The organism is Paraburkholderia sp. SIMBA_027 (genome assembly GCF_046535315.1).
In the GTDB taxonomy this organism is placed as follows: Bacteria; Pseudomonadota; Gammaproteobacteria; order Burkholderiales; family Burkholderiaceae; genus Paraburkholderia; species Paraburkholderia tropica.
Genome location: NZ_JAWRWY010000010.1, coordinates 219,346 through 237,166, shown reverse-complemented (window position 1 = coordinate 237,166; position 17,821 = coordinate 219,346). Strand labels below are relative to the sequence as shown.

Annotated in this window: 16 protein-coding genes; 5 read left to right on the top strand and 11 right to left on the bottom strand. The window is 66.7% G+C overall.

Annotated elements, in window-relative coordinates; all coding sequences use genetic code 11:
* Positions 1-3: 3 nt before the first annotated feature.
* Genes aliB through badH form a run of 3 tightly spaced genes read right to left on the bottom strand, consistent with a single transcriptional unit; the run spans position 4 to position 2,811 of the window.
* A complete protein-coding gene (gene aliB / locus SB764_RS20385) occupies positions 4-1,155 on the bottom strand; it encodes a cyclohexanecarboxyl-CoA dehydrogenase (protein ID WP_410864580.1) in 1,152 nt (383 codons plus the stop codon).
* A 54-nt stretch (positions 1,156-1,209) separates the two neighbouring features.
* Positions 1,210-1,992: a 2-ketocyclohexanecarboxyl-CoA hydrolase gene (badI, locus tag SB764_RS20380; protein ID WP_110326087.1), complete on the bottom strand. Its 783-nt coding sequence runs from the start codon at positions 1,990-1,992 to the stop codon at positions 1,210-1,212.
* Positions 1,993-2,043: 51 nt separating this feature from the next.
* Positions 2,044-2,811 carry a 2-hydroxycyclohexanecarboxyl-CoA dehydrogenase gene (badH, locus tag SB764_RS20375; RefSeq protein ID WP_065063498.1) on the bottom strand — a complete coding sequence of 256 codons (768 nt, stop codon included), beginning with the start codon at positions 2,809-2,811 and terminating at the stop codon, positions 2,044-2,046.
* A 252-nt stretch (positions 2,812-3,063) separates the two neighbouring features.
* Between badH and SB764_RS20370 the strand changes: the two genes are divergently transcribed.
* A complete protein-coding gene (locus SB764_RS20370) occupies positions 3,064-3,483 on the top strand; it encodes a MarR family transcriptional regulator (RefSeq protein ID WP_080180489.1) in 420 nt (139 codons plus the stop codon).
* A gap of 14 nt (positions 3,484-3,497) precedes the next feature.
* On the opposite strand, the gene SB764_RS20365 is transcribed toward SB764_RS20370, so the two are convergent.
* From SB764_RS20365 to SB764_RS20345, 5 genes are all read right to left on the bottom strand, one after another.
* Positions 3,498-4,763, bottom strand: a complete 1,266-nt coding sequence (locus SB764_RS20365; RefSeq protein WP_410864577.1) for a J domain-containing protein — start codon at positions 4,761-4,763, stop codon at positions 3,498-3,500.
* 160 nt (positions 4,764-4,923) lie between these two features.
* Positions 4,924-6,723, bottom strand: coding sequence for a cobaltochelatase CobT-related protein (locus SB764_RS20360; RefSeq protein ID WP_410864575.1), 1,800 nt, complete (start codon positions 6,721-6,723; stop codon positions 4,924-4,926).
* Between the two features lie 12 nt (positions 6,724-6,735).
* Positions 6,736-8,004 carry an AAA family ATPase gene (locus SB764_RS20355; RefSeq protein WP_410864573.1) on the bottom strand — a complete coding sequence of 423 codons (1,269 nt, stop codon included), beginning with the start codon at positions 8,002-8,004 and terminating at the stop codon, positions 6,736-6,738.
* Positions 8,005-8,104: 100 nt separating this feature from the next.
* Positions 8,105-9,202, bottom strand: a complete 1,098-nt coding sequence (locus SB764_RS20350; protein WP_065063488.1) for an aromatic ring-hydroxylating oxygenase subunit alpha — start codon at positions 9,200-9,202, stop codon at positions 8,105-8,107.
* 515 nt (positions 9,203-9,717) lie between these two features.
* A complete protein-coding gene (locus tag SB764_RS20345; RefSeq protein WP_080180478.1) occupies positions 9,718-10,227 on the bottom strand; it encodes a TetR/AcrR family transcriptional regulator in 510 nt (169 codons plus the stop codon).
* A 164-nt stretch (positions 10,228-10,391) separates the two neighbouring features.
* Between SB764_RS20345 and bdcA the strand changes: the two genes are divergently transcribed.
* From bdcA to SB764_RS20325, 4 genes are all read left to right on the top strand, one after another.
* Positions 10,392-11,105 (top strand): SDR family oxidoreductase, encoded by a 714-nt coding sequence (gene bdcA, locus SB764_RS20340; protein ID WP_065063484.1) that lies wholly within the window; start codon positions 10,392-10,394, stop codon positions 11,103-11,105.
* Between the two features lie 90 nt (positions 11,106-11,195).
* The gene (locus SB764_RS20335) at positions 11,196-12,332 is read left to right on the top strand and encodes a serine hydrolase domain-containing protein (protein ID WP_410864570.1); all 1,137 of its coding nucleotides are present in this window, start codon (positions 11,196-11,198) and stop codon (positions 12,330-12,332) included.
* 179 nt (positions 12,333-12,511) lie between these two features.
* Complete coding sequence (locus SB764_RS20330; RefSeq protein ID WP_173816847.1) at positions 12,512-12,919, top strand: VOC family protein; 408 nt, start codon at positions 12,512-12,514, stop codon at positions 12,917-12,919.
* A 285-nt stretch (positions 12,920-13,204) separates the two neighbouring features.
* Entirely contained in the window at positions 13,205-14,047 is an 843-nt protein-coding gene (locus tag SB764_RS20325; RefSeq protein ID WP_321854785.1) for a helix-turn-helix transcriptional regulator, read from the top strand.
* A 51-nt stretch (positions 14,048-14,098) separates the two neighbouring features.
* Here SB764_RS20325 and SB764_RS20320 read toward each other — a convergent pair whose 3' ends face one another.
* From SB764_RS20320 to SB764_RS20310, 3 genes are all read right to left on the bottom strand, one after another.
* A complete protein-coding gene (locus SB764_RS20320; protein ID WP_065063479.1) occupies positions 14,099-15,499 on the bottom strand; it encodes an amidase family protein in 1,401 nt (466 codons plus the stop codon).
* A gap of 90 nt (positions 15,500-15,589) precedes the next feature.
* Positions 15,590-16,753, bottom strand: coding sequence for an MFS transporter (locus tag SB764_RS20315; protein ID WP_065063477.1), 1,164 nt, complete (start codon positions 16,751-16,753; stop codon positions 15,590-15,592).
* Positions 16,754-16,905: 152 nt separating this feature from the next.
* The gene (locus tag SB764_RS20310) at positions 16,906-17,283 is read right to left on the bottom strand and encodes a DUF4148 domain-containing protein (protein ID WP_074984926.1); all 378 of its coding nucleotides are present in this window, start codon (positions 17,281-17,283) and stop codon (positions 16,906-16,908) included.
* Positions 17,284-17,821 lie beyond the last annotated feature (538 nt).

Here is a 17,821-nt window from a genome sequence, read left to right as displayed (position 1 = left end):
GCGCTACGCGGGCACGGCCTCGCGCCCCGCGTTCGCACGCGCGATGATCGTCTTCATGATCTGCGCGGTGCCGTCGCCGATCTGGAAACCGAGGATGTCGCGCAGACGCTGCTCCATCGGTCCGCGATCGTAGCCGCCGTGGCCGAACGACAGCAGGCACTGATGCACGACGTCATAGGCCAGCTTCGGCGCCCACCATTTGCACATGGCGGCTTCGGCCGTGTGCGGCAGCCCGCGATCCTTGAGCCAGAGCGTTTGCAGACACAGCAGGCGCGCCGCATCCACCTGCGTCGCGTATTCGGCCAGCGGATGCGAGACGCCCTGAAACGCCGCAAGCGGCTTGCCGAACGCCTCGCGCTGCGCCACGTAAGTCCACGTCTCGTCGAGGCTCGCACGCGCGACGGCGAGTACCTGCAAGCCAATCAACGCGCGCGAAAAATCGAAGCCCTGCATCACCTGCACGAAGCCCTTGCCCTCGTCGCCCAGCCGATGATCGACGGGCACGCGCACGTTGTCGAAGAAAATCGAACCGCGCCCGATCGCACGCTGACCGTGGCAATCGAAACGATTGCGCGTGATGCCGGGCAGATCCATCGGCACGAGCAGCGCGGACACGCCGCGCGCGCCGTCTTCCACGCGGCCGCTGCGGGCGAACACCACGGCGGCGTCGGCCTGATCGGCGGCGGAAATCGAGGTCTTTTCGCCGTTGAGCACGTAGTGGTCGCCCACGCGCTCCATCTTCAGACGCAGATTCGCCGCGTCGGAACCGCCGCGCGGTTCGGTCAGTGCGATGGCGAGCAGCGCGCGGCCCTGCGTGAGCCGTTCGAGCCACGGCCGCGCGAGTTCGGGACGCGCGTGCTGCGCGAGAATCTGCCCGTTCAGCGACGCGAGCAGGTTGATGTACGAAAGACTCAGGTCGGCGGCCGCGATCGCTTCGTGAATCACGCCCGCCGCGAGACAGCCCAATCCCTGCCCGCCGAACGCCTCAGGCAGTTCGGGCGCGATAAAACCCATCTCGCCCATCTCCCGCATCAGATCGCGATCGAGCACGCGCGTCTGGTCGCGCTCCAGAAAGCCGGGCGCAACGCGCCCTTGCGCGAAACGCTGCGCGTGCTCGGCGAGCGCCGCGAGATCTTCGTCGATATAGGGGTTCATGCGCGCTCCTGAATCACGACATCATTACGGAATCCAGATTAATTTTAAACGTCTTTACTTCGCGTACTTGCGAAAATCGGGAGGACGTTTTTCCTGGAACGCCTTCACGCCTTCGCGCGACTCCTCGGTGTCGTAATAGAGCTTCAGCGCCATCATGCCCATGCCCGCAATACCCGCCTGATGCGCGGTATCCATATTGAACGAGCGCTTGGCGATGGCAATCGCCGTCGGGCTCTTCTCCATGATTTCATCGCACCACTTTTGCACTTCGTCGTCGAGCCGATCGTGCGGCACGACCGCGTTGACGAGTCCCATCGCGAGCGCTTCGGCCGCCGGATAACGGCGACACAGATACCAGATCTCGCGCGCCTTTTTCTCGCCGACCGCGCGCGCCAGATACGCCGTACCAAAGCCCGGATCGACCGAACCAACTTTCGGCCCCACTTGCCCAAACACTGCTTTTTCCGAGGCAATCGTGAAATCGCAGATCGTGCAGAGCACGTTGCCTCCGCCAATCGCATAGCCTTGCACGCGCGCGATCACGGGCTTCGGCACGTCGCGAATCGCGTTGTGCAGTTCCTCGATCGGCAAGCCGATCGTGCCGCGCCCATCGTATTGCCCAGCGTGCGCCGATTGATCGCCGCCCGTGCAGAACGCTTTCTCGCCCGCGCCTGCAAGCACGATCGCACCAATCTCGCGCGTATAACCTGCCCGATTGATCGCGTGAATCAGCTCGTCGCAAGTGCGGCCGCGAAACGCGTTCATCTTCTCGGGCCGGTTGATCGTGATCCATGCCGCGCCGTTGCGCACTTCGTAGAGAATGTCGTCGTATTGCATCGTCGAGTCCTGGTGAGGTGATGGCGTGCCGTGTGCGTGCACGTTCGCGTGTCAGCCGGCCATGGTCAGGCCGCCGGATACGCTCAGCACCTGGCCCGTGATATAGCGCGCGTCGTCGCTGGCGAAAAAGGCGATGGCGCCCGGCAGATCGTCGGGCTGGCCGATGCGTCCGAGCGGAATCGCACGTTGAAAGGCTTCGAGCAGTTTCTCCGGATTGCCCGCGCCTTCCTTGTAGTCGGCGAACAGCGCGGTATCGGTCGGCCCCGGACAGACCACGTTCACCGTGATGCCGTGGCGTGCATGTTCGCGCGCGATCGTCTTCGAAAACGCCACGAGTCCGCCCTTGCACGCCGCGTACACCGCTTCGCCCGAGGAACCGACGCGCGCCGCATCGGAAGCAATATTGACGATGCTGCCGCGCTTGCGCTCGACCATGCCGGGCAGCACCGCATGGTGCAGATGCAGCGCACCGACGAGATTGATGGCGATGAGCCGCTCCCATTCCACCGGCGTCGTCTTCGTGAACGGTTTGAAAACGTCCCAGCCCGCGTTGTTGACGAGCACATCGACCGGTCCGAGTTTCGCCTCGATCTGCGCGATCGCGTCGTTCACGTCGGCGCGCACCGTGATGTCGCCGTGCAGCGCCAGCGCCGTGCCGCCTTGCGCGACGATCTGCGCGGTCACCTGCTGCGCGGCATCGAGCGATAGATCGAGCACCGCCACCCGCGCGCCCTCCGCCGCGAAACGCCGGCACGCCGCGCCGCCGATGCCGCCTCCGCCGCCCGTGACCACGACCGTTTTGCCTTCGAACCGTTTCATCGCGCCTCCTTGCGTGGCGAGGTTGTTACCATGGAGTCCGTCGACGTTGGCGCCTTCTTGTAGCTCGCGCCAATTACGTCAATATATTGACGTATACTAGGCAGACCATCCGACATCGGCAAGCGCGGCATCATCAGGAGAAACCCTTTGTCATCAACAAAAAATACCCCGGAAAATACCGTTCAATCGGAGGACGCGACGCGCTTCGAACTGGCGAACCGGCTGTTCTTTCGTCTTTATCAATCCGCCAATATGTTGCATAAAACGGGCACGCGAGCGGTGGAAGAGGAAGGGCTGACCACGCAGCAATGGGCGGTGCTGGGCGCACTCTCGCGCGAAGAAGCACGCGACGGCATGAGCGTGGGGGAACTCGCGCGTTATCTGCTGGTAAGCCGCCAGAATCTCTCAGGGCTGCTGAGCCGCATGGAGCGCGACGGGCATCTGAGCGCGACGCCCGACGCGCAGGACCGCCGCTCGCGCCGGGTGCGCATGAGCGAATCGGGCCGCAAGCTCTGGCTGAACGAGGCCACGCCCAAGATTCAGGCGTATTACGAGGAAGTGCTGGGGAATTTTTCCGTCGACGACATGACGCACACGCTGCACTATCTGCTCAAGCTGCTCGACAACATGAAGCAGATCGACGCGCGGCGCGGCGCGGTCGAGGAAGATTGAATCAACCGGGCAAATCAAACGCGCGCCGCAAGCTCCGCTTCCACGCGCCGACGCAGATCGCGCACGATCTTCGCGGCCGGCACGAGCCACCACGTCGGCGCCTCGACGGTGAAACCCCATGCGAGACGCGTCTCTTGCGCATCGGTTTGCTGCGCGCGGCAGTGAACGCGCAGCGTCTGATGCGCCTGTGAATCGGCGACTGCTTTCGTCGAATAAGTGAGGACCGCGCGCAGATCGAAACCGGAATCGCCCGGCGATAGCGTGCACGATTCGATCTGCCAGGTCGCGCCATAACGGCCCGTGCCGCGCAGCGCCGCGTTCACGCGCCGCCACGTTTCGGGCGCGGGCAGCGCGACGGCGTGCGCGCGTCCAGCGCGATCCGCACGATAGAAGTGACGCTGCGCCCAAGCAAAACCGCCCGCGAAAACCACGCCCGCCGCAATCAACACGGCTTGCAACGTGTCGCCTAGCCAGCGCCAGCCGCCCGTCGCGTCGAACACGCTGAACACGATCCGGTGCGCCACGACGAACAGCACGATCATCGCCACGACGATGCCGCTCAGCGTGATCAGCCAGCCGCGCGACGGATCGTCGAGACGCCCAAAGCACGCGTCGCGCACCGCATGCTTCGCGGGCGGCCACGGACCGGCGGCCATCGCGGCGTCGCGCGTGGCGTGCGACGCCGCCTCCGACGCCGCCTGCGCGGCAAACGCCGCCTCATCGCGCTCGCGCTGCGCCTGCGCCTCGGCGGCTTGCTCGCGCGTGCGTTGCTGCGTGCGTTCCTGCATGCGCTCCATATCGCGCCGCGCGGCCTCGCGCATCCGCGCTCTCGACACTTCGTCACGCAACTGAATCAGCTCGCTCGCGAGCCGTTCGCGCTCGGCCTGCATGCGCGTGAGTTCAGCGACGCCGCGTGCCTGCTCGCTTTGCATCGCGTCGATTTCGCCACGCAGACGTTCGCGCCGCAATTGCAGGTCGCGCATCTGGCCGCGCGCCTCCGCGAGTTGCGACTCGCCGAGCGCCGTGCGGCTCGCGGGTGCCTCGTGATGCGCGAGCCAGTAGCCTTCGAGCACTTCGCGCGCTTCCTTGATCTTCTTGAACTGCTCGTCGGCCCAATGCAGCGAGGCCGCCGTGGGATGGCGCCACTTGTCGGGATGGAAAATCTGCGCGAGCTGGCGATAGTTGTGCTTGATGTCGGCCGCGCTCGCGCCGGGCTCGAGTTCGAGCCGGTAATAGAGGCGGTCGTAATCTTCGCGGGTCCTCGGATGGGGAGCGGGCATGTCCGAAGCCTTGTTTCAAGGGGTTTGTTCAGTCGAATCACGAACCGCCCGAAAGCAGCCGCAGACGACCGGCGAGACGCACAAGGTTAAAACACGCTTTGCCGCATCGCAAGAAAAGCGCGGCGCGCACGCAACAGCGGTGGCACAGGGTTCGGGGTCGTCAGGCTTCTCGCGTGCGCCGCGCGAGCATGCGGCTCAGGGTGGCGAAGGCCACGGCGGGTAATTCGTGCAGTTTGCGCACCACCACCGAATGCGGATAAAACGCTTCCACCGCGTCGTCCTGAATGCCGATGCCGACGAGTTCGATGCCCTGCCCGCGCACCTCCACCACGCGCGCATGCAGATCGCGGTGCAGCACGGCGGGATCGCCGTCGCTCGTGGAAGGCGAGCCGTCCGAGAGCACGAACAGCAGACGCCGCCGCGCCTTGCGCGCCATGAGCCGCGTGGCGGCCCAACTGAGCGCCTCGCCATCGGGATTCTCGTGGCCGCATTCGATGCGCGCGAGCCCGCTCAGGTCGCGCGCATCGAAGCGCTTGAACACGCGCAGATCGAGCCGTTCCACAAAGCGGTTATAGCCGCGCAGATCGGCGTGCGCCGCGCGTTCGCGCTCGTAGTGCGCGCGCATCGCCGGCGAGTCGATCGAGCTGTAGCCCAGCACTTCGGCCTCGAAATCGAGTTGCGCGAGCGCGTCGGCGAGCGCCGCCGCGCATAGGCGCGCGAGTTCGATCTTGCGCCCCGCCATCGATCCGCTGAGATCGAGCAGCAGCGTCACGGCCGCGTCGCGCCCGCTCGCGCGCGTGCTCACGCGAAACGGCGTGCGATAGCCGCGCGAGACGGCGAGCCGCGCCAGCGCCGCGCGGTCGATCTCGCCGCGCTCCTGCTCGCGCTTCCAGTGCGTGAGTTCGTCGGCTTTGAGCGTGCGTTCGAGATGCGTTTTCAGCGCACCGGTTTCCGCGCGGGCCAGCGCGCGCAGCTTGCGCCAGGCGGTGGCGTCGCCGCTGCCGGTGAGGTCGGTGATCACGTCGAACGCCGTGGTGAGCGGGATCGAGCGCGACGGTTTGCCGGGCGCCGATGCCGCGTCGATGGCGCGCGGCGAGGCGGCGGCATCCGCTTCGGACAGCGCCGCGCCGGGCGCGGACACGGCCTCGTTGCGCGCCTCGCCGGTCTGGCCGGGCGTCTGCGTATCGGCTTGCCGCGCGGGATCGGCGCCGTCGAGATCGAGCGCGAACGCGAACGCGAGATCGTCGTGCTCGCCGAAGCCGTCGAGTTCGCGCGCGAGCGCCGTTTCGTCGACGGTCTGATCGGGACCGGCCGTCTGCATCATATTGTTCGCGCCGCCCGAGGCGAGCGAGCGCACGCCCGCCACGATGGCGCGCGCGGCCTGCACGCTTTGCGCGGTCGAAGCGCTCGCGCGCGCCGTCTCGAACGCGCCGCCCGCGCCTTCGAGCACGCGCAGCGCGGCGGCGAGCGTATCGGCGTCGGGACCGCTTAGCGTCGGCGGTTCGTTCCAGAGCGTACGCTCGATCGCCCACACGAGCCGTTCTCGCCACGCGAGCGTCTGCCAGCGCTGCGCCGCTTCCTTCGCGGACTGCGCGCGCCAGCGCTCGACGTAACGGCGCGCGCCCGGATAATCGGCGAGCAGGCGCGCGAGCACGCGGCGGTCCTCGACCGCTTGCGCGATGCGGCCCGTCACGCCCGCTTCGGCGATGTCGAGCCGCCGGATCGCGCTATGACGCCAGCGCGCCGCCAGCAGATCGAGATAGCCGAGCAGCAGGTCTTCGTCGTGCGTGGCTCCCGCAGCGGGATCATTCGTCGACTGATGCGTCGGCAACACGAAACGCTCGCGCTCCACGCGCGGGCCGCCCGCCCCCATCGACACCGTCACGCGCGGCTCGCCCGTCAGCACGCGCGCGAGCTTGCCGAGGCGCGCTTCGAGTTCGTCGATCTGGGCGGTCTGCATGGCGCGCCGCGTTCAGGCTGCGGGTTGCCCGTCGGGCGCGGCATCGAAGATCGCGTGATGGAGGATGATGCTGCGGATCAACGCGGCGTCTTCGGCGCTCACCTTCGAGTAGATCGCGGGCGCGGCGGCGCGCTCGGCGTCGCCGGTTCGCAGCATCAGTTCGGCCCAGTCGAGCAGACGCCGCGTGGAAAACGCGCTCGCCAGATCCTCGCGCGCGAAGGCGGCGCGGCAGTCGGCGGCAATGGCCGCGAGCGTGTGCGCCAGCGCGGGCGTGAGCGCGGGCAAGGTCCGCAGTAATACTTTGGCTTCCTCATCGTTCGAAAGATAATCGAACAGATACACGCGCCAGCGGTCGAGAAAGGCTTCGTTGAGCAGATTCGCGCCTTGATAGAGATGCCGGTACGCACTCATCGCGCCTGCCGCGTTCGCCGTGCCGAACAGCCGGAACGACGGATGCGGCGTGACGATCTCGTTGCCGCGCTCCTTGAGGAGCAGCTTGCCGCCCGGTTCGAGCACGGCCGTGAGCACGGCGAGAATCGACGGCTCGGCGAAATCGAGTTCGTCGATGATGAGCCAGTAGCCCGCGCGCATCGCCACGGGCAGCACGCCGTCGACCCACAGGGTTTCGCCGCCTTTCACGGTCCAGAAACCGACGAAGTCGCCGACGGTAGTCTGGCCGTTCATGTTCACGCGCAGCACGCCGTGGCCCGTGCGCGCCGCCACCTGCTCGACGAAACTGGTCTTGCCCGAACCCGTATGACCGATCAGCATCACGCGGCGGTTTTCGACGATATCGAGCGCGATGTCGTCCGCGCGCGGCGTGAAGAGATACGCGTCGTTGATGCGCGGCACGAGCGCGGCATTCGCATCGCTCGAATCGGTCGAAACCGGCATATCCACGTTGCCGATGCGCACGGTACGTTGCGCCGAACTCAGCGAGCGCGCGGCTTCGCGCGCCTCGCGGGCCGCCTGTGCGGCGCGTTGCAGATCCGCCGCGAACGCGCTGCCCACTTGTGCGGCGCGCGCCTCGTCTTCGTGATCGGCGGCGGAAACGAAACCTTCGCGCCGCCACTTCAGCAGTTTCGCTTCGAGATTGTCGAGGTCGACGACGGTGTCGATATCCACCTGACCCGCACCGTCCTCGCCATGACCATGCTCGATGCGAAACATGTTCGCGCGCTCGGACAGCGAGACGCGCCACCATTCGCGCGCGGCCTTCGCGCCGCGCGTGTAGACGCCTTCGGGGCTGTTGTCGGGCACGGCGAGTGGCGTGGCGTTCATCGGCGTGAAAGGCGCGGCGCGCAAAAAAAGGTCCAGCGGAATATCTTACCCGCTGGACCTCGTTCACGGCACGAAGCGCGTTACGCGGAGCGCCGCCCGCTCAGGCGAGATCTTCCACCGCGCGAATCGGAATGACCGTGCGTGCGCCGCAATTGCGCAGCACGTCGCGCAACTCGTTGATGACCGGAAACACCTCGTGATTCCAGTCGGCGCCCTGATTGTCGTGCGCGGCCTGCTCCAGTTCGACGATCGCGCGGTCTTCCTTGAAGATGCGCTCCGTGAACCACACCAGCAGCGGCCACGCGGCGTCGAGCAGCAACGACACCTTCGGCTTGCGGATCGACAGCATGCCGAAGGTGCGGTTGGTGCGCTGCTGCGCGTCGAGCGGCACGTAGACGATCCACAGGTCCATCACCAGCGAGTCTTCGCTCGAACGGATCTGCAAGGTCTGATACGGATAACCGGTGCGGATCGTCATGACGCTGCTGTCGCTCTGGTCTTCGCTGCGTTTGCTCGACCCGAACACCAGCGCCTCGCCCGCGGGCTGCTTGCCCGCCTCGCGCATGAAGGTGTAATCGACTTCGATCCAGTTCTCGCCGCGGCGGCGGCCGAGCGAACGCGCGCGCATCTGCCCCATCTGGCGGCGATGCAGAAACTGATGGTTCATGTCCATCAGGTTTTCGTGCATGAACGAGTAATGGCACTTGACGGGACGCCCGAAACGGCGCGTCTTGTACGCCTTGTCGGTGACCGAGGGCATTTCGGGAAACGGCGTCTGCTCGGCCAGCGTGGCGTCGCCGGGAAACACGAAGATCATGCCGTGCGCCTCGCGGCACGGATACGCGCGCACGCCGTTGGGCAGGCGCTCGCGGCCGAGGTACGGAATGTCGACGCACTGGCCGCTGCAGTCGTAGGTCCAGCCGTGATAGCCGCAGCGAATGCCCTCGCCTTCGACCACGCCCGCGTGCAAGGGCACCTGTCGATGGGCGCAGCGGTCTTCGAGCGCGAACACGCGCCCCGATTCGGTGCGCGCGAGAACGATGGGCTCGCCGGCGAAATGCACGCCGTGCGCCTTGCCGCGCTTGACCTCTTTGGACCACGCGAGGGGGTACCAGAAGTCGGGATGAATGGGGACCCGGCGCAGATCGCGCACGGATGCCTCGCTCGCCAGGTTGTCTTGGGACTGCACTGCGGACATGCGGGATGTCTCCTTGGGGTTCGCGTCTTCCGCCCGATCGACCGATGGCTACCGATGGCCAGGGGCCGTTGGCGACGGACTGATCAGTACGGATGGGCCGAAAACGCACGAATCGCCTTCACTGACCCGGCTTCATCGACGTCGCTTCACTGCGGCTGAATTCTGCAACGACTTCAATGGGCCGGCTTCACTGCACCTGCACATCGGAACCTGGACTGCCCTGCCCGGGCCGCCCGCACGGCGATGCTGCGGTGCGGCGGCGCAAGACAGGCAACTGGCTCCATAGTACCGGACATGTTTGGAATCGGTGTACGGGGTTTGAACGGATGCGGCTACGGCGGCCGCGCCCGAAGCCGTTGAGGTAGCAATTTTCTTGCCCGGTGGGACACAAGGAGGACAACCCGGTCCGCGAGCGCGGTCGGGATCGCCCAATTAATCAGCTCGACTGATTAAATGACGCGACGATGCACGCTCACCGCCAGCGCTGTTTTATCGACGCCAGAACGCCGAAACGCTCAGCCGAGCAGCGCGTGCAGGCCGCCCGCCGCCGCGCGCGCCACGGCGGCGAGACGCGCCTCGCTCATGCCTTCGCGCGCGCTGCCCGAAAGACCCGACATCACGCTGGCGACGTAATCGGTCACGGCGTCGGCGGCCTCGGGGCGCGTCGCGGCCACGTAGGCGCGAATCTCATCGCGGCGTTCCTGCGCGACCCGGCGCGCGAGTACCGCGCTTTCGGTGTCGCCCGCGCCGCGCGCCGCTTCGAGCACCAGACAGCCGCGTCGGCGCGGGTCCTTCGCGTAGGTGCGCGCCGCGCGCTCGAGCAGATCCGCGAGTGCATCGGCGGGCGGCCGGCCCGGCGCGAGCAGATCGGCGGCGGGCAACGCCGTTTGCGCGTAACGTTCCATCACGCGCTCGAAGAAGGCCGCCTTACTGCCGAACGCCGCGTAAAAGCTCGGCGCCTTGATGCCCAGCTCCTCCGTGAGCGCGGCCAGTCCCACAGCGTCGTAGCCGTGTTCGTGAAACATCCGCTCGCCGATTTCCAGCGCCGCCTCCGGGTCGAAAACCCGCGGCCGGCCACGACCTGGCTTGCGTCCTGAATTTAAATTAGTGACCACTATAAAAATTCCTTGCCTTACCCGAACCTGAAATATATAGTGGTCACTACTTTAATTCAAGGAGGTCATCCATCATGACGCAGTTCTCAGGCAAATCGGTTCTGGTCGTCGGCGGCAGCCGCGGCATCGGCAAGGCCATCGTCAAGCTCTTCGCCGAAGGCGGCGCGCAGGTGCGCTTCACCTACGCCGGTTCGCGCGAAGCCGCCGAATCGCTGGCGAAGGAAACCGGCGCGAGCGCCGTCCATGCCGACGCGGCCGACCGCGACGCGCTGATCGCCGCCGTGAAGGCAGCGGGACCGCTCGACGTCTTCGTGTACAACGCCGGGCTGCTCGTGGTGGGCGATCCGCTGACGATCGACGCCGACGCCGTCGATCGCATGCTCGACGTGAATGTGCGCGGCGCGTATCACGCTAGCGTCGAAGCGGCCCGCTTGATGCACGACGGCGGCCGCATCGTCGCGATCGGCTCGGTCAACGGCGACCGCATCCCGTTCGAGGGACTCACGGCCTACGGCATGACCAAGTCGGCGCTGCAAGGCATGGCGCGCGGACTCGCACGCGATTTCGGCGCGCGCGGCATCACCGTGAACGTGGTCCAGCCGGGCCCGACCGACACCGACATGAACCCCGCCGAAGGCCCGATGGCGAGCATGATGCACAGCGTCATGGCGCTCAAGCGTCACGGCACGGCCGAGGACGTGGCGAGCCTCGTCGGCTATCTCGCGGGTCCGCATGCGAGCGGCATCACCGGCGCGCTGCATACGATCGACGGCGGCTTCGGCGCCTGAGTGCGGCTGTGCCTCAACGGCGCGCGTCATCGGCGCGCCGCCGCGAAAGCGCACTATGATGGCCGGATCGTTTCCCCAGGAGCGTCCGGCTTGAACACTTTCAAACCGCTTGTGTGGCTGGCGCTGGCCGCGCTGCCGCTCGCCTGCACGACACAGCAGCACGCGACGACGCCCGCCACTTCCAGCGAGTCGGCCAACGCCCCCCCCCGTATCGCCACGAACGCGGCGCGTTTTCCTGCCGCGCAATGGCGTCACGCCGATCCCGCCAGCCTCGGCTGGTCTCCCGCCCGCCTCGCCGACGCCGATGCCTACGCGCATCGCGTCGGCGCCACTTCGCTGATGATCGTCCAGGGCGGCGCGGTCGTGGACGAATGGGGCAACACGCAGGCGAAAACGCCGCTCTACTCGGTGCGCAAGAGCTTGCTGAGCGCGCTGATCGGCATCGCCGTCGCGCAGCATTGGATCGATCTCGACGCCACGCTCGCGCAACTCGGCATCGACGACAACGCGCCCGCGCTCACGCCCACGGAACGCCAGGCCACCGTGCGCGAACTGCTCGAAGCGCGCTCGGGCGTCTATCACGCCACCACGTACGAAACGCCGTGGATGCAACGCATCAAGCCGCCGCGCGGCAGCCACGCGCCCGGCGCGTTCTGGTGCTACAACAACTGGGATTTCAATGCGCTGGGCGGGATTTACCGGCAGCAATCGGGCCACGATATTTTCACGGCCTTCGCGGATGAAATCGCCCGCCCGATCGGCATGCAGGACTATGCGCCGTCCGATGGCCGATACGCGTCCGGCGAACCGGACACGCGCTATCCCGCCTACCCGATCGACATGAGCACACGCGACCTCGCGCGCTTCGCCTGGCTCTATCTCAACGACGGACGCTGGAACGGCCGGCAGATCGTCCCCGCCGCCTGGGTCGAGGCATCGACGCGGCCCGGCTCGAACACGCCGTGGGGTGGCTACGGCTATATGTGGTGGACGAGCACGCCCGCCGATGCCGTCGATACCGCCGGAAACACCGCCAGCGCCCCGCAGATCGCGAGCTATTGGGCCGACGGCCATCTCGGCCAGTACGCGATCGTGGTGCCGTCGCTCGATCTCGTGGTGGTGAGCCGCGTCGATCCGAAACAGACGTCGAAACACGTGAGCGAACCGGCGCGCGCGCATCTGATGACGCTGATCGAAGCCGCCGCGCCCCCGAAAACGGTGCCGTGAACGCGAGCTTTTCACTCGCTGTGTTCACGCCATAACCGCGAATACCTCTTGTTTTACCGGCGTTTCGATGCCAGTGAGACGTGCAATCAATGCGAGTATCGAATGCGAGCATTTGCTTATATTCTGAACTCCTCGGGCGAACACGGCATAGGGCCGTCGCCACCGCAAAGAGACCCGCAATGACCGACGTCACGCACATCATGAAGCTCAACCATCTGAGCTTCCCTTCTTCCGATACCGCCGCCACCGCGCGCTTCTTCGAACGCTATCTGGGCTTCACGATCGCCGGATCGTGGGAGCAGTCGTACATTCTTAAACGCCCCGGTTATGACGTGGTGATCGACCACTCGAGCAGCGAAACGCCGGTTTGGCCGGGGAATTTTCATGTCGGCTTCGAGCTGCCCAACGTCGAAGACCTGCAACAGCTTTATGCCCGATTCAAGGCCGAAGGCGTGCAGATGGAAACCGAGGTGTTCAATAACGGGCGCGGCTCGCGCTTCTTTTGCCGCGCGCCGGGCGGCGTGATGTTCGAATTGAATACGCGTAAAGATGCTGCGCCGGAGTATCAGGGGACGTTTGATAATTGAGTATTCATGCCTGCGCGATAGCGGATCGATTGACAATTAATTAGCTATACATATCGTTATCGCAAAGCCAGAATAAAAAACGGCGGCAAGGTCGAGCACCGCGCCGCCGTTTCCTGTGTGCCCGAACGCGCTAAAGGCCGCGTCCCGTGGTAGCGTATTGCATCGGCGCTATCGCCTGCGACGTACCAAACGCACGAACGCACGAACGCACGAACGCACGAACGCACGAACGCACGAACGCACGAACGCACGAACGCACGAACGCACGCAAGACGCACGTCCCCCATGCCTCAAGCCACCCCACCCACCCTCGACGACGCCCCCGGCCACACCCGCTCGCTCGCGCGCCACTATCCACGCGGCCTGCAGATCGAGCCGCATTCGCACACGTGGGCGCAGGTGCTGTATGCCGTCTCCGGCGTGATGTGGGTCGAAGCGGGCCGCGAAGCGCTGGTGGTGCCGCCACAGCGCGCGGTCTGGTTGCCGCCCGGCACGCCGCACGCGATCCATATGATGAGCGCGGTCGAGATGCGCAATCTGTATCTGCACGAGCACGACATCCCACATCTGAGCACGCGCTGCGAGGTGTTCGAAGTCGACGGCCTGCTGCGCGAACTGATCAAGAATCTCGCCGAACGCGAGCACGATCGCGACGACGCCTGGCGTGCCGCCGCGTCGCGTCTCGCGGGAATGGAACTGGCCCACGCGCGCCGCTCGACGCTGCGCATTCCCTTGCCCGATAGCTCGGGCAGCGCCGATCGCCGTCTCGCGATGCTGTGCCGCGCGGTGATCGACAATCCATCGAACGAGATCGCGTTCGAGCAACATGCGGCGTCGGTGGGCGCGAGCGTGCGCACGCTCGCGCGCCTCTTCACGCGCGAGCTGGGCGTGGGTTTCGCGCAATGGCGGCGGCAGGTGCAACTCGCCATCGCGGTGTCGCGGCTCGCGGAAGGCCAGTCGGTGAGCGCCGTAGCGCGCCTGCTCGGCTTTTTGCCCAGCAGTTTCAGCGACATGTTCCGCCGCGAGCTGGGCGTCCCGCCGAGCGAGTATCGGCCGGAGGACACGCTGGCGCTCGGAGCGTCGGCCTCCGCGTCCGCCGACTCGAACACACCGGCCGACGAACGCTAGCGACGCCCACCGCCTATACCGCCCACCTATATCGCCACCTGGCCCGCCCGCTTACGCCGCAGGATCAATCGGCGAAGGCGGCGCGCCGCGCGCCTCGATGGCCTTGCCCGCCAGCAGGCACAGGTCCTCGCGATAATGCCCGGCGACGATTTGCACGCCCACCGGCACGTCGTTCACCATCCCCGTCGACACGACCAGCCCCGGCAAGCCCACCGCCGGCAACGCGCGCAGCGTCAGTTGCGCATCCCACACGCGCTGGAATCCCTCCGGCCCTTGCAGATCGAGCCCGTCCGCGAACGGCAGCTCGCCCGACACCGGCAGCAGCAGCACCGGATGCCCGGCGAAGAACAGCCGCCACTGGCGCGCGAGCGTCGTGCGGCGCACCAGCGACTTGCTGACCACGTCCTCTGGCATCGCCGCGACCTTCGCGCGCACGCCCTCCACCACGGCGCGCGCGCCCGGGTCGCCGTCGCGCAGCACCGCATCGACCAGAGCCGGATAGCCGTCGCCGAGCCACAGGCGTTCCTGCACTTCGGCGGCATCGCGCATCGACGGCGTGTCGTCGATCTGCTCGACGGTCCAGCCCGCATCCGCGAGACGGCGTCCGGCGTCGAGCAGCGCGTCTTCCACTTCCTTCGCGATCGTCATGCCGCCGGGGCGCAGACAGATCGTCGCGCGCAGCGGCGCGTCCGGTCCCTTGAACGGCGCGGGCACCCACCACGGATCGCGCATGTCGGGCTGCGCCAGCGCCGTGAACGCGAGGCTCACGTCGTCGATGCTGCGCGCCATCGGTCCCGCGCCCGACATCAGTTGCGCGCCGATCGGCCGTTCCGGCGACGAGGCGTTGAACGCCGGAATGCGTCCGAGGCTCGGCCGCAGCCCGTGCACGCCGCACGCGTAGGCCGGATAGCGCACCGAGCCGCCGATGTCGGTGCCCAGCGCGATCTGGCCGATGCCCGCCGTGACCGCCGCCGCCGCGCCGCCGCTCGATCCGCCCGGCGTGAGCGACGCGTTGCGCGGATTGCGCGTCGCGCCGTGCACCTGATTGCTCGTGAACCAGCGCAGCGCGAAGGTCGGCGAATTGGTGCGGCCGAGCAGCACCGCGCCCGCGCGCACGAGGTTGTCGACGGCCGGGCTGTTGGCCGGCGCGATCAGGTCTTTTTGCAGCACCGTGCCGTTGGTGGTGGCGAAGCCCGCCTGATCGACGTTGATCTTGGTGGTGACCGGCACGCCCGCGAGCGGGCCCGGATCTTCGCCGCGCGCGATGGCCGCGTCCACGCGGTCGGCCTGCTCGTAGACCCGCGCCGGGTCGTGCGCGACCACCGCGTTGATGCGCGGGTTGACGGCGTCGAGCCGCGCGAGCGCATCGGTCGCGGCCTCGCGGGCCGACACTTCGCGGGTTCGAATGCGCCGCGCCAGTTCCGTTGCCGATAGTCGCCAAAGTTCAGTCACGTTTCCTCCGGTTCTTCTGGGGTGATGGGATGTTGCGTCGGGTAAAAAATTCGCGATGTCGATGAGGGAAATCGCCCGGGTTCATCACAGTCAAGCACTCGCCGAAAGCGATCCACCGCGCCGCCGGTCGCGCAGGATCGCCAGCGCGAGCGCCGCGAGTCCGCAGCCCGCGATCAGCGCGAGCAGCGCGCCCTTGCCGCTGTGCACCAGCACCCAGCCGCCGAGCGACGGAAAGCCGAACGCGCCGATGAAATACGCCGCCACGAACCAGGTGAGCGCGGCGCGCCGGTGCGCGGCAGCGGCGTCGTCGATGGCCTGCACCTGCACGATCGGATAGGCAAGGCCGTAGCCCGTGCCGAGCAGCACCGCCGCCAGCGCCTGGAAACCCGCGTGGTACGGCACCGCGAACATCGCGGCGCTGCCGAGCACCATCATCGCGAGCAGCACCTTGGTCGCTGTGGCCGCGCGCATGCGCACGACGAGCCGCGCGAGCAGCCAGCGCGTGGCGATCACCGTGATCGTGTAGAGGCTGAAGAACGTGCTCGCCTTGGCCTGCGTGCCTTGCACGAGCGACATCTGGAACGTCATCAGGCCGGAAAACACACAGCCGCCCAACGCGATGATGACGATCGGATACACGGCGCGCGTGCGCGCAATCGCGCCGATGCTGCGCAGCCAGCGCTCCTGTGCGGGCTGCACGCGCGCGAGGCGGCCGAAGATTTCGAGCGTGAGCGCGCCGATCAGGCACAACGCGCCGATCGCGTACAGCACGCCTTCGAGCGGCATGCGCCAGAAGCGCATCGCGAAGGCGGCGAGCGCCGGGCAGCCGCCCACGCCCGCCATCTGGAAGGTGGCGAAGCGCAGGAACCAGAGGCTGCGGTCGGCGTCGCTGGTGCGTTCGGCGAGCGCCATCGGCGCGGCGAGACAGAACGCGCCCCAGCCAAGGCCGACGAGAAAACCGGGCAGCGCGTCGATGCCGCTCGCATGTGCCATGAGCGCGAAGCCCACCACGCCCGCGCCCACGCAAAGCGCCGCGAGCGCGGCCATGCGCGCCGCGCCGACGTGCTGCGCAACCCAGCCGGTCAGCGAGACGCCCGCGAACGTGCCGAGCGCTGCGCCCGCGAGCGCCACGCCGGTGTCGAAGTCGGTGCCGCCGATCGCGCGCACGTGCATCGAGAACAGAAACGTCGCGCCATAGCCGCCTGAGGCAAGCAGCACGCCAATGAGCAGGATTGCGGCATGAATGGGGCGCACGGTCGGGTTCCCGGTCGGTGGCGGTGATCGGCCAGTGAATGAGGCGGATATGAGGCGGATGGTCGGCAGCGTATCAGGGCTGCGCGCGGGCCAGCCGCGCGCGTGTCGGGTGCAAGGCGATGCACGGGCGATGCGTGTGCATTACGTGCGCATTACGAGTGCGCGTAGATGGGGCCGAGGCCGGGGACGTCCGCGTCGGGGCCGTTCACCGGCGCATTCAGTTGGACGCGCGGTGCGCGACTGCCCGCCGCCGATGCGCCCTGCGTCACGCCGCCATACGACGATGCCGACGACGCTGAAGCTGAAGCCGTTTCGCCGTTCGCCGCGCTCACGCGCGCCAATGCGGCTTGCAGGTTCGCCGGGTATTGGGTGTTGTCGCTGGCCGGGTTGTAGCCGGCTTGCTGAAGCTGCACGAGTTCGGCCTTGACCTCGGCGCGGGTGACCGGCGCGTTCTGGACGCCGGACTGCGCGAACGAGAGCGCGGGCACGGCAACGAGAGCGGCGACGACGAGCGATTGAACGAGCTTCATGGTGTTTCTCCTGGCATTGAGTAGGTGGGATGCAGTGGATGAGGGATCAACCGTGCACAGGAGTTATTTGAACGCCGCGATGTATCTGGCTTGTTTCCGCGCGCGTGCCAATTTGCAAGCGTGTATGTCGTATCTGCGTCCCGATACATTGCGATACATACCGCACGTTTAAAAGCCGCCCGCCACGCTATGGATGAAGCGATAACGCTTCACTTGCCGTATCGCCACCTGCATCGAAAGCCGATTGCAAGCAAACGCCGTTCGCGTGCGTTACGCCGTGGCACGCCCGCTTGTCGATGCGTACGAACGCCTTCGCCCAGCTTGCGTTCGTAACGGCGCATGACGAAAACGAGCCCTTGTAACAAGGCAAAACCTTTCAAAAAACTAACGTTTCGAAATTAGCGCGCGAGTTGGTTAGACTGCGAGTCTCGCCTTTCGCTGCGTGATGCGCAGCCATGGGCGGCCCACAACAAACACGAGAATGCGTATGCGAATCGACGTCGAACGGCACGTTTCCGAAGCGGGAAAAACGCCGTGT